This window comes from Paenibacillus phytohabitans, assembly GCF_013141775.1.
Classification (GTDB): domain Bacteria; phylum Bacillota; class Bacilli; order Paenibacillales; family Paenibacillaceae; genus Paenibacillus_AQ; species Paenibacillus_AQ phytohabitans.
Genome location: NZ_WHOB01000080.1, coordinates 1 through 13,725 on the forward strand (window position 1 = coordinate 1; position 13,725 = coordinate 13,725).

Annotated in this window: 4 protein-coding genes and 3 pseudogenes; all 7 read right to left on the bottom strand. The window is 57.2% G+C overall.

The genetic code is table 11. From position 1 onward, the window contains the following. Nucleotides 1-229: 229 nt before the first annotated feature. On the bottom strand, nt 230-1,102 hold the full coding sequence (locus GC101_RS26980; protein ID WP_052429660.1) for a carbohydrate ABC transporter permease: 873 nt from the start codon (nt 1,100-1,102) through the stop codon (nt 230-232). Between the two features lie 18 nt (nt 1,103-1,120). Further along, nucleotides 1,121-1,987, bottom strand: a complete 867-nt coding sequence (locus GC101_RS26985) for an ABC transporter permease (protein ID WP_171719844.1) — start codon at nt 1,985-1,987, stop codon at nt 1,121-1,123. A gap of 221 nt (nt 1,988-2,208) precedes the next feature. After that, entirely contained in the window at nt 2,209-4,515 is a 2,307-nt protein-coding gene (locus GC101_RS26990) for a GH36-type glycosyl hydrolase domain-containing protein (RefSeq protein WP_171719841.1), read from the bottom strand. 26 nt (nt 4,516-4,541) lie between these two features. Beyond that, nucleotides 4,542-5,555, bottom strand: a complete 1,014-nt coding sequence (locus GC101_RS26995; RefSeq protein ID WP_171719842.1) for a glycoside hydrolase family 130 protein — start codon at nt 5,553-5,555, stop codon at nt 4,542-4,544. A gap of 149 nt (nt 5,556-5,704) precedes the next feature. Further along, a pseudogene (locus tag GC101_RS36975) lies at nt 5,705-6,238 on the bottom strand (chitinase N-terminal domain-containing protein); the annotation flags it as partial. Between the two features lie 81 nt (nt 6,239-6,319). Next, nucleotides 6,320-13,258 (bottom strand): annotated as a pseudogene (locus GC101_RS27000) (carbohydrate binding domain-containing protein); the annotation flags it as partial. A gap of 143 nt (nt 13,259-13,401) precedes the next feature. After that, nucleotides 13,402-13,725: pseudogene (locus GC101_RS27005) on the bottom strand (extracellular solute-binding protein); the annotation flags it as partial.

The following is a 13,725-nucleotide window of genomic DNA, read 5'->3' on the forward strand; positions in this document are numbered from 1 at the left end:
TCCGGCTTGGACTCGGCGGCTGCCGTAGCCGGACTGCCGGAATTGCCCGGCGCATCCGCTGCGCCTGAGGCATTATTGTTGCCGTTGTTCGACGAGCAGGCTGCCAGGGATGATGCAAGAAGCATGGTCACTGCGGCCAGTGCGGCTGTTTTACTGATTTTTCTCATGTGAGACCCTCCTGAAAGATATATCTATAATTTACAGTTGAAGCCGAATTCCAGAATTCTGATCAGCCCTTGACGGAGCCGATCAGCACACCCTTGATGAAGTACTTCTGCAGGAACGGATACACCAACAGAATCGGCACGGTCGAGGCGATGACAGTCGCTGCCCGGACGCCCTCCGCCGGAACGTTCATCAGATCATCGGCGCTCCGGTTGAGGGAGGAGCTGTCCGCATTCATGACGATATCCTGCAGATAGAGCTGAAGCGGTTTCAGGTTAGAGCTGTTAATATACAGCATCGGATTGAAATAGTCATTCCAGAACGATACGGCGTAGAACAAACCGATCGTAGCCAGCACCGGAGCGCTGAGCGGCAGAATAATCCGGAATAGGATCGTATAATTCCTCGCCCCTTCGAGCTTGGCTGATTCCTCCAGGCTTTCCGGGAGGCTCTCGAAGTAGCTTTTGATCACCAGCATGTTGAATACATTGATCAGTGCCGGCAGAATCAGCGAGCCCAGATGATTGATCAGGCCGAGCTGGCGGATCAACAGGTAATTCGGAATAATGCCGCCGCTGAACATCATCGTGAAGATAAACATGACGATCAGAATGCCGGAGCCTGGAAGCTCCCGCTTGGACAGCGGGTAGGCCGTCATGGCGGTGATGAGCAGCGACAATAGCGTTCCCACAAGCGTGACAATAACCGAGATTAGCAGGGAATGCAGGAACTGGCTGGAGGTGACGACGAATTTCATCGTATCCAGCTGGAACCCTACCGGGAAAATACCGACCTTACCCGAGGTGATCGCCCACTCCTCACTTACCGACTTCGACAGTACATTGGCGAACGGGAGCAGAGTGATCAGTCCCATCGCGGTCAAAAAGAGATAGATTCCGGCATCAAAGCACAGACTGCCGATTGTTTTGCTGCGCATGTTCACACTTCTCCTCCCTTACCAGATGCTGCGGTTCAAAAATTTGCGGCTGAGCATGTTGCCGGACAACACCAGCACAAAGCCGACGACGGAATTGAATAATCCGACCGCTGTACTGAAGCTGTAATCCTGTTGTCCCAGCCCGAGGCGGTACACATAGGTTCCGATTACATCCCCCGTCTGGTAGACCAGCGGATTATACATGGTGAGAATCTGTTCCGTCCCCGCTTCCAGCAGGCTGCCGATCCGCAGGATGAACATCAGCACAACGGTGGGCAGAATGCCTGGCAGGGTGATCGAGATCATCTGTCTGATCCGTCCCGCACCGTCGATGGCTGCCGCTTCGTACTGCTCCTGCTCGATGCCCGCAATGGCAGCGATGAAGACGATGGCATTCCAGCCGGTTTCCTTCCAGCCTGCCGTGAAGACAATGACGCTGCGGAAGAACTGGTTGTCGGTCAGGAACGAGACCGGATGCCCGCCGAAGCTGCTGATGATCTCATTGACCAGCCCGCCCGCCGGGGAGAGAATGGTGATGAACAATCCGGAGATGATGACCCACGAGAGAAAATGGGGCAGATAAATAACCGTCTGGATCGTACGCTTGAAGAACATCCGCTTCACTTCATTCAGCAGCAAAGCGATCAATACCGGAATCGGAAATAATATGACGATCTTGTACAGGCTGATGACCAGCGTGTTGATCAGCACATTCATGAAATCGCTGGAATGAATCAGCTTCTCGAACTGCGCCAGCCCGACCCATTCGCTTCCCCCGATACCGCCGAAAATGTTGAAATCCTGAAAGGCAATCAGGATGCCGTACATCGGCGTGTATTTGAACAATAATAAAAAGACAAGCCCGGGAAGCAGCAGCGCGTACATATCGAGGTTGCTGCGGATCAGCCGCCAGCGCCTTCCGCCGGCCCCCGTCTTGACCGCTTGCTGATAGCCCAGCGAGATTTCGCTTTTATTCAAATCTATCACCTTCTTCTGTCTGTTGTATCTTTATTGTAAAGAAACGATACCGTTTTCAGTAGAAGGCAATCCTTCAATTTCTGGTGCTATTCTATAAAGTTGCGGCACTATGGAACTGCCCGCAGTCTCTACATGTCCACCTCTACAGTATGCGTCAGACCGTCTCCAAAAATAGGAAAGACGTCCCCGGCAATCTCCTTGCCGTCAACGGTCAGCCGCTCCAGCCCGCATTGCTTCCTGTTCTTGTTGCGGATGGTCAGCAGATAAGTATCGCCTCTATAGACCCGCTTCATAGAGCATTCCTCCCAGTCCTCCGGGATGCAGGGACGTATCTTAATATCAGCGTAGCCCGGATAGAAGCCGAGCATATACTGGGTCACCGCACGGAACATCCAGCCTGCCGTACCGGTTACCCAGGCAAATGCCGTCTCTCCGGCCCGCGGGTTCGCCGGACCGAAGTACATATTCGTGAACGCATAAGGCTCGCAGCCGGAATGATCCGAAGGGTTGACGGCGCTGTCGGGCAGTATTTTGCTGTAGGTGTCAAAGGCTTCATTGCCTCTTCCCGCCACGCAATCGGCAACAATCTTGAACGTTCCCCCATGGCAGTAAGGCGTTCCGTTCTCCCAGATGCCGGGGACGAAGCCGGTTAAGCGGCCGATAGAGGCATTGTATTCCGTATAAGGAGGCGAAAGGGTAAGCGGTCCATAAGGGGAGTCCAGCTTGCTGTCCACCGCCAGCAGACACTGCCCGGCACGTTCACCCTCAGCCAGTCCCGACATGACCGCCCAGGTCTGGCTGTTCAGGTATATGCTGCCCTCCTGTTCCGTATGGGAACCGACCTTGTCCCCAAGGTCATTGTAAGCCGCAAGGTACCATTCCCCGTCCCAGCCGTTAGCATTCACCGCATCCTTAATTCGTGCAGCAAGCTCCAGCAGTTCCTGGGCAAGCCCCTCATCCCGGATCACTTCCCGGGCCAATTCCGCAGTTTCGTTCAGGGCATGATACAGGGCAATCGAGGTCCAGACGCTTTCGCCCTTGCCGCCCGTACCGATTCCGTTCAGCGAATCGTTCCAGTCCCCGTCATGGGCAAGCACCAGCGAATGCTCCCCGAGGTCCCCGGAGGAATAACGGACCGCTGTCAGCATATGCTCCCAGACCGTGCCCGCCCCTTCATCCAGATAAGGCACCTGCTCCTGCAGGAAGGAATAATCGCCGGTCTCCTTGAGATAGGCATTCACCGTCGGCGCAATCCACACGGGACCATCGGAATAAATATGCGGGTCCAGCGGAAGCCAGCCCCGGACGCATTTCCCGTCCTTGTATTGATACTTCAGGGTTTCCTTGATCTTCTCCTTAGCCAATCCCGGGAGAAAAGCGGACACCGCCCAGGCATCCTGCAGCTGGTCACGGAAGCCCTTGCCTGTGGCTCTGCCGGCCTCGGCACAGAGCAGCACCTGCTGCTTGACCCACATATTGGTGATGTGATTCACCTTATCCAGCGGCGTCTGCACGGCAATATCCTCCGTCATCGCTGTCTTCTCCGCCAGCAGCCGCGCGAAATCAGCTTCGATCCTGCCGGGTGCCAGCAGCTTGCGGGTCAGCTCCCGCGCCGTCTCATTGCCATCGGCTGCTCCCCAGAGGGTATGATAGGTAACCTCCTCCCCCGGCTTCAGGGTGAAGGTGTGCTCCAGCACGCCGACCATATCCTCACAGGCGGCCAGTGAATTCGAGCAGGCTCCGCGGACTACGCTCTGGGGACTGCCGGTATCGCCGTAGTTCCCCAGAAACGCCCGCTTCCCCGTCTCGTAGCCTGTCGGCTTCACGCTCGCCGCCGCGAAGCCGTCGAACCATTCATGCGGCCGCTCCTGGGTATGGTTATGCGCGACAATAATGTCGTCCTCTGCCAGATAATCGCAGTAGACATAGGAGTTATATTCACTGTACCTTGCATAGCCTTCCAGTGAGAATTCTACGAAGGAATAGACCTTAATCTCCCGTTCACGCGGGCTTTCGTTCGTGAGGGTCACCGTCCAGATTTCCACCGGGTCCTCCGCATTGACGAATACTCTGGCGCTGGCGGAAATTCCGCCGTAAGCCCCCTCCAGCCGGCTATACCCCAGCCCGTGGGTGCAGGAGTACCGGTCCAGTGTCCGCTTGACCGGGTACCAGCCCGGATTCCAGAATTCACCCGTTTCCCCGTCACGGATATAGAAATAGCGGTTGCCGCCGCGGAACAGGCTTGAACGCCCTCTTCCCTCCGGGTCGATATAGGCGGCACTCCGCGAGCCATAAGCCCCGTCGCCGCCGCCGAAATGGTTAATGCCCGACAGTATCCGCGGGTTCCAAATATAATTCAGCATAGGCCGCGGGGTCTGCGTGCCGGTAAATACAAACTCTGAGCCGTTCTCTGTGAAATTGCCGAAGCCAGCCATGGTGCTCCAGCCCCTTTCCTTATAATTTATCTGAAGTCGATGCCGTCACCCGGAGCAAGCGCGGAATTCGCCTTGATATAGGGAATCAGCTCTTGAATGGTGGTGTAGGCCACGGCCACATAGGTGTCCGCCGCCCCGTAGTAGATGGCAATCCGCCCGGTTGCCGCATCCTGCAGCGTTGCACAGGGGAAGACCACGTTCGGGACGAACCCGACCGCTTCGTAATTTTTCTCCGGGGTCAGCAGATAATCCCTTGTCCGGCACAGCACCTTGGAAGGGGTATCCAGATCGAGAATCGCCGCACCCATGCTGTAGACCAGCCCGTTGCAGGTGCCGACGACGCCATGGTAAAAGATCAGCCAGCCCTCCGACGTTTCAATCGGCGCAGGTCCGCCTCCGATCTTCACATCCTGCCACCAGCCGGCGGCACCCTTGGACATGACCTTCCGGTGGTGTCCCCAATGGACCATATCCGGGCTCTCGCTCAGATAAATGTCGCCGAACGGGGTATGCCCGCTGTCGCTGGGACGGCTGAGCAGCACGTACTTTCCATTGATTGTCCGGGGAAACAGTACGCCGTTGCGGTTAAAAGGAATGAACGGATTCTCCAGCCGGACAAACTCCCGGAAATCCCGGGTCATGCCAAGCCCCAGAGCCGCACCGCCGAAATCCGTACACCAGATGATGTAGTACATATCTTCAATCTGCACCACCCGGGGATCGTAGGCATAATTCGGCTGGTAAGGCTCACCAGCCTCATCCTTCCAGACAATGCCTTCATGCTCGATCTCCCACTTCAGCCCGTCCTCCGACCGTCCCAGATGCAGATTGGGCATGCCATGCTTATGCTCGGCGCGGAACACCCCGATAAATCCGCCTTCGTAGGGAATTACCGCACTGTTAAAAATCCGCGAAGCAGCCGGAATCGGATTCCAGTCCACAATCGGATTGGAGTCATGTCTCCAGACTACATCCTGGATTCCGTCCGGCTTGTCCTGCCAAGGAATGTTAGGTAACGCGCTGCCAATAATTTCTGCCATGTTCTTAAACCCCCTATAATATGAGGACCCGGCCAGCAGCTCTGGCCGGGTCCTTGTTACTCCCCCACATTCTATCAATTTGCTCCTGATTTCCCCATGGAATATCCTTTAATTTCCCGGCTTTTTGTATAGACTTTTGCGGTGAAAGTTTATTTTGTAACCTGGACAACGATCGTCTGGCTGGTTGACGCCCCCGCGCTGTTGATCAGCTCACAGCGGTATTCATAGCTGCCCGGCGCTTTGCCGCGAACCCTAGTCACGGCAGACTGGGCATTTGGCGTCCGCTGGGCAAGCGTCTGAGTATCTATAAGCACGCCATTCTCATACAGCTTGTACACGGAGCCGTTCGTTCCCCACCACATATTCATACTGATCTCAAAGCTGCCGTCCTGATCCCAGTTGTTGTGGCTCAGGACCGGGGTGCCGGGCTGGGCCTGGGTTACAGCCACGGTCAGAGGAGCGCTTCTTGTGGTCCCCGCCCGGCTCGTCAGCTCCGCGTAATAGCGGTAAGTCCCGTTCTTCCTGCCGCTGATGGACGTGACCGCTGTCTGGGCATCCGGAGAATGGGCGGACAGCGTCTGCGTATCAATGAGAACATCGTTCTCGTAGAGCTTATAGGTATCTCCGTTGTTCCCCCACCACATATTCATCGTCACCTGATAATCTCCATCGGCCAATCCCGTATCGTAGCCGTTGTTGTCGGCAAGCACCGGCGTGCCGGGCACTCCGGCCGGAGCAGCGGTGCCGCCGTCCGCGAGAATGATCTTGCCCCATTTCTCCCGGTTCGCGGAGTTGCTCTCTACCCCGTTCCAGTAGAACTGACGTTCACGGCCGCCGGCACCCCCTTCATCGAAGCCCATATCGAAACGGATGGCCGTACCGTCTGAAGGACCGGTTACTCCCAGATCCGCAAAAGCAATCCGCGCCTCAAGGGTATAGCCCTTGCCGTCCTCATCCGGCTTGGCCGCCATGTCGATGGCCGGCTGCTCCTGCTCCTTATACCCGGCCCAGTAATAGGCCGTCTGCGCATTGCCGCTTGCGTCCATGGCCGCTGCCAGCAGAATCTGGCTGTCGCTGAACTGCATCGAGCCGCCTTCATCCACATTCTTCGGCCCGAAGAACAGCTCAATGGCATCTCCGGCCCACAGGTAGGCCTTGGCCGCCGGCACGGTGAGCCCCTTGATTACATTCGGGCTCTGCATCGGCGTGGGATCATCAATATGGGAGCGGAAATAGAAGTAATCATCATCCCAGGTCAGGCTCATCTGGCCGCCGACGCCTGTCTTCATCACACCCAGCACCAGATCGACATCGGTAATAGAGGCAGTCGCGGCACCTGTCCATTCCGTGTCCAAATTACCGAGTACCGGAGCAGCAGCTGCCTTCGCTACAGACAATACCTTATCCGAAGTCCGCTCGGTCTGTCCCGGCTTGAACACATGGTCATACGGCGGCGTGTTGCCGAGCAGGATGTCATAGATCTTGCTATTGGTTCCGGACACCGACTCAAGGAAGTCCTGATACGGCCGCCCCGCAACATTGATCAGCCCGATGGCACCGGCTTCGCCGTTCAGCCCCTGGAACCATCTTCCCGTAGGCGCCTGGTCCAGATAGGTGAACCAGTCGGCGCCGACAATGATGCCTGAAGCTGCCGCCTGCTCCACGTAGTTGCTGTACATCAGCCCTTTGTCCTGCTCATTCTCGGCCATCCGGGCCGCGAACGTCAGGCCGGTGGTCGGATCGCCGTAATGGAACTCCGTCATGATAAACGGCGTTCCCCCAGCCAGATCGTACAGATGCTTCAGCATGTCCAGGTTCAAGTCATAGGTATAATAATTGTAAGTCAGCACATCCATATATTTGCCCGCGTACTGAGCCAGGGCTTCCCGGAGCTTGCTGTCATTCATCACACCGGCCAGCCACCGGTCACCCATAGCCAGATGATTCGGGTCATACTTCTTGGTGTAATAGGCAATCTGCTTGTAGAGCTCATCCAGATACAGCGCTGTAAAATGGTCCATATCCTGCGTAGCCAGCTCTGTCTTGGCGGCAAAGGAGGTGTTCTTCAGCGCCTCGAAGCTGGCGGCGTTCATCGCCCAGGCGGTATTGAAGCTGTCAATCGTTCCGTATTCCTCCGCGAGCATCTCCACCAGCCTGACCTTGCTGCCGGTCGAGGCATTCGCCGCCGGAACGGCGGACTTCAGCTTGTTGTAAGGAAGCTCGTTGGCGAACATATAGCCGATCAGCTGCTGATTACCGGTATTGGCCCCGAGCGCACTGAATCTCTCATCCAGCTGGTTCAGCATATCGGGGTGGAAGATATCGAATAAGCCGCTGTCCCCGATCTTCAGGTTCGGCATAGGCAGCCAGTCCACATAAGGCATGCCGCTGGCCTTGGACCAGGCGCCGAGTCCGGTGAAGCCCAGCGACTTCACGAAATCCACGCTGTCCGCGGAATACTGGGTCTGGCTGAAGGGCTGTCCGGTCCGCCGGATCTGATTCGCCACAAAGAAGGAGAAGTTCCCGCTGCCGTCATAGGCGCTCTGGAACTGTCCGGTCTTCGCCGGCAGCCATTCATAGACGTTCTCGCGCCCGTTCACGACCGTGAAGGTCTCATCCACATATCCCGTGCCGTTCACAGCCAGGTTGAAATACAGATTGCCGAGCGGATCGACCATGACAGATTTCCCGTTCAGCTGTTCAATATGGAAGTATCCGGTCTGCATTAAATGATAGGTTGCCTGGCTTCCGGCCAGTCCGCCGTAAGCATCCCGGTCTGCCGGAGCGGTAAGTCCGTCCGTATAGGCCTGATCGGCAAGCGTAGCCCCGGCGAATTCCGCGTCGTTATGAATCTTGCCCGGGAACTCGGCCGTGCGGATCTGCCCGTAGGCATCGACCACAATCTCTTCCGTGTTCACATAAGCGAACGAACGGGTGATGCTCTTGCGCTTGCCCGCAGCTTCCGTCCAGGCGGTCAGTGTGGTGGAGTGGTCCAGGGTGACCGGCCCGGTATAGAGAAGCTTCGCCTCGCTTCCCGTGAGCGTATAGTAAATATTCCCGCCACTCTCGCTTGTGGCGAGCGTTACGGCTTGCCCGGGAGTCATCTCCCCGGCTCCCGGCGCTGCCGTCACCGGAGCCGCGACAGCATTAATGGCAACCTCCGACAGCTGCACAGTCCCGGCGCCACTGCTGTCCGGAATGGCGATCTTAAGCAGGGTCATGCCTGCCGGAACGCCATAGCTCTGGTAGACGGTGAGCGGAAGATTCGTCTTCCCGGCATTGGCATACGTGTCGGCGGTCAGGGCCAGAGGCTCAAAACCGCTTCCGTCAGACACGGAAGCGGCTATCCCCTTTGGCGTATTGGCTTCATCTTCATAGAGGGTGATAGAAACGGAGGTGATGCCGGACGGCAGCTCGTACAGAAGATAGCCGCCGCCCGCCCCGGCCTGGACAGCCCGCGCGGAATCTCCGCCATACCAGGCTGTATTGGCGTTGTCGATCTTGATATTGGCGGTTTCCTTCACCTTGTCCAGGCTGTCCAGCCCGTCGATCAGCCCATCCGCCAAATGCAGTTCATTCGCATTCAGGACGGCGAATGCGGCATTCTCCTGCCAGTATCCCGTCCCCAGCTCGAAATCGGGATTCGCCAGCAGATTATTGTTGCCTGCGGCGTTCAGCAGCAGATCGTCTAGGTACAGTACCCCGCCGCTGCTTCCGCTCTCCAGCTTCAGGGTATAGTCACCGCTTGCCGCCGGCTGCACGGTGAAGCTGTGTTCTTCCCAGACACCCGCAGAAGCCACCGCGAAGCTCTCATCGGCCAGCAGCAGCTGGTTATCCTTATTCTGCAGCTGTACCGAGACATCGCCGCTTCCCTTCGCCCAGAACTTGAAGGTATACGCTTCGCCGCCCTTCAGGTGCAGCGCCTGGGAGAAGGCTGTCTCCACTCCTGCCGCTTCCCCGCCGCTGCTGGCCTTCAGCGCCCAGCTGCCGCTATGGGCATCTGCGCTGCCTGCATTACGCGAGTAATCCGTCATCGTGAAATTCGCAGGATTCCACCAATGGGTTCCGCCGTCCTCGAAATTCTCATCGATTACGGCAGCCCCGTCCTCCGTTCCCGCCAGCTTCACATCGTCAATATAGATCCGGCCCGCATTGCCGCTGGTGTCCCTGTCTCCCAGCTTGATGTTGTACGGGCCGGTGGCGGAAGGCGTGTACGTGGCCGAGACATACTGCCAGTCAGCCGTGGCCTGGAAGGGCTTCACAAGCACCTCCGCCCAGCTCGTTGTATTCTGAATGACCAATGCCATCTTGCCGGAGCCCTTGATCCAGGCGCCGAAGGTATAGCTCTTGCCTGCGGTAAGCACAGGCTGCGTACTATAACTGGAACCGTTGGTGTCCCCGGTGCCTTTCACATTGGCCGTGAGCGCCCATACCCCGCTGCGGGTGAAGGAGGTCCGCGAAGGCACGCTCACCGCCTGGGAACCGTCTTCGAGATCGGCGGGATCGCCGGGGACATAAGTCCCCGTTGCTCCCAGCAGCAGAATATAGTCGACCTTGAAGTTATCGAAGTTGTCCAGCTCATCGCTTGGATTGATCTGCAGCTTGACGGTAGCTCCCTGAGGGATCTGTACGTCAGGAATGACGACAGAGCCGTAGCTGTGCGACCAGGAGCGCCCGTGCTGCGGGAACAGGATACCCGCTTTGACCAGAACGCCGTTGACGTAGAGAGAAGCTTTCTGGTCCGACTGCCAGCCCTGATAGACAATGGCAAGCCCGTTATCCGCCCGGTTCGCATTGGTGAAGGTAAGCGCGTTGACCGATTTGTACATCACAGCGAATTCTCCACCGGATGCCCATGGATCACCGTGAAGCTTGTTGACGCTACCGGTCAGGATGCCGTCTTCGCCTTCGATCCGGACATACGGCCCGCTGATGCCGGGGATATCCGCAGGCTCAATGGCCGGGGATGTATCCGGCGCTCCGGCCGGGTTCCACAGCTCGCTGAATTTGGCCGAGGACTGCGGGAAAGCTACCGTGTCATACAGATCATGGTCGCCGTCGCTGGCCGAGACGTTGAAGTACACATGCCAGGCCACATTGTTGTTCTCGATCCACTCATGCATCTGCTGGATGAAATAAGGATTATCCGCCCCGCCCATTCCGTCTGACCGGGCAGCCAGCCCCCATTCGCAGAGTGCAAGCGGAACCCCTTGATCTTCGGCGAAGGAGGCAATCATATTCAGTCCCCAGTTGCCGTCATTCACCTCGGCCGTCCAGGCCAGCTGTTGTCTTCTTAACCGTTCGGCTGGATCGGCGTTCTGGTAGGCCGTCCCGTATATCGGTGTCCCGCCGCTTTGTGTCCAGGTCTGGTCATAGTGGTCGATCCCGATGAAATCCACATAGTCTCTGCCCGGGAAGGCCGCTTCCAGGTCTACGCCCCAGATTGCGGTGGCCGGATTCCAGACGAATTTGAACTGCTGCCCCGGAATGCTGCGCAGCGTGTTAACGAACTGGCGGAAGCTTTCCGCGAAATCCTCGGTTTTCTGCAGATGGTCCGGATCATTGGCATTTCCGACCGACCATACATACCAGCCGCCGTTGAACTCATGCCCGAAGCGGATCGTCGCATTCGCCATGCCGGAGGCAATCAGATTCTCCCCGAGCTTCCGGTAATGCCCGTTATAGGCTCCGCTTGCCGCCTCTGCCAGGCTTCCGCCCGATTTAGGGAACGGATATGCCGCCCACAGCATACTGCCGGCATAAGGTGTATTCTGCCAGGCAGCCAGGCGGTTGCCGCCTTCAAGATCGGACCATGTATTCTGCTCCAGGAAATCCTCCGCCAGATACGGCGTCCGGCCAACCCAGTCTCCGAAATCGGTTACCCCGTCCGGGTTCCGGTCCCAGGCATACACGCCCAGATTGTTAATGCCCTCATATTGCTCGGCCGGGGGATTATCCGATTGGTTGGGATACCGTGTAAAGACCGTTCCCTTATCGCCTCCCCAATATTTGAGCTGCTGCTCAAAGCCGCTGTTCAGCAGCAGATTGGCGCCGCCGGTTAATCCGAAGAAGACATCGTCAATATACATCGTTCCCGCCGCTTCCGCTTCGGGCAGAGCACTTCCCGCACTGTCCGAGATCGAGAAAACAAGCGAGCCGGAATACGTGCCGGAGTTAAAGCTGGTAGTTACATAAGTCCAGGTGCCTGTAGCCTTAGGTCTGATGAACTGGAGATTCTCTCCGCTGCTCTTGGCCGTCTTCACCGTGACGGCACCGCTGCCCTTCATCCACAGCCCGAAGGTGTAATCCGTATTCGCGGTAATTCCGCTCACCGTCTGCGTGACCGTTTTCCAGTCGGATTTCTTCCCCTTGGTTACCGCTTGCATCGAACGGTTGCCGCTGTGTATATTCGCTGCATCCACCGGTGCGCTCGGGAGCGGTGAGCCGGATGAGGTTGGTGTTACCGTTGGTGTTACGGTTGGTGCTGGAGTTGGTGTACTTGCCGGAGTTGCTGTTGCAGCCGGGGTGGGTGTACTTGTCTGGACCGGCGTACTGCTCGGAGCCGCCGTGCTGCTCGGATTCGGTGTGCTGCTCGGAACCGGTGTACCGTTCTCCGGGGTTCCCTCTGTAACGGCGAACACAACTGGCGAGCTGTTATTCGCAACCGTCCAATTCGTAAGTCCGCTTGTAGCCTCAAAGCCCGGATTCAGCAGCAGATTGGACGCCGTACCTTTGACTCCAAAAAATACATCGTCAATGTACATGGTGCCCGCCGCTTCCGCCTGCGTGAAGCCCGAGCCGGAGAAGACGGCGCTGTCATAGATGGATACATACAGATCCTCGGCTGAGGTGGCGGTATAATCCGCTGTCCAGTAGACCCAGCTGCCGGTCGCTTTTTGGCGTACATACTGTGAAGCGCTTCCAGAACTTGAGCCCTTGGACAGCTTCAGCGTGGCGGCCCCGCCGCCCTTCACCCACATGCCCAGCTCATATACTGTACCCTGGGTTATGCCCGTGACCTTCTGGGTAGCATAAGCCCAGCCGCTTGTTTTGCCCTGAAGGTCCGCCTTCAGCGAGTGGGTTCCTGTATATACCGTTGTGTTAACCGGCGGCTCTGTGGGCTGGGCAGGTTCCTCCCCCGGAGCAGCTTCCGTTACAGTAAAGACATCCTTCTCGTATTTGTTCCAGCCGCTGAAGCCTTGCTCAAAGCCCGCGTTCTGTAGCAAGTTGACTGTGGAGCCGGTCAGCCCCAGAAAAGCATCGTCCAGAACCATCATTCCGGCGGCCTGGCTCTGCGGGAAGGCGGTTCCCGCGCTGTCCACAATGGAGAAGACCATGGCCCCTGATCTCGTACCGGAATTGAAATCTATCGACTGGTATGTCCATTCCCCGCTTGCGACAGGCCGGGTGTAAGCTACCGTCGAACCGCCCGACGACAGCTTCAGCGTGACGATCCCGCTGCCTTTTACCCAGACGCCGAAGGTATAGGCGGTATTGGCCGTTATTCCGGAGACCGTTTGCTCCGTATAGGCCCAATCGGTTGCCCCTGCCTTAAGCGCAGCTTGCAGAATGTGTGTGCCGCCATGAGCTGCAAGCTCACCCTCCGCCGCTGCAATGGCGGAATGCCCCGGAAACGGAGCGGCCAGCAGAACAACGGTACTGAGCACGGCAATGGTCTGTTTCAGCCTCTTCATGAATTTCATATAATCACTGCCCTTCTATGCTGGTAGTTTAATCTGATATTCGTTTCAGCTTGACTCACTGCTGCTCAAGCTCATACGCGTAATTATCTAAGCCTTGTAAGAAAGCGGCAGACTCCCGGACTGCAAGCTGCCGCTCCTCTGGTTTATTTGCTTAAGGTTGCATACCAGTCATTGATTTCCTTCGCACTCGCTTCTTCTCCGGCGGCCTTATACTTGGCCTGGAAATCTGCCAGTCCGTCCAGCGTATCCGCTCCGGCAATCAGCTTAATGGTATAGTCGCCAGCCATCGATTCCAGCTGCAGGTTGTTCTTCGCATATTCCGGCATGTACGGTGCCAGCCCCAGAATATTCTGGATCTTGTATTCATCCGGCAGCTGGTTGTTCAGGCTGTCGAACGCTTCGAACTGCACCGGATTCTTCCGGGCCCGCGCCTGCCAGTACAGCGGATAGTTCTGTTCGTCCGTGCC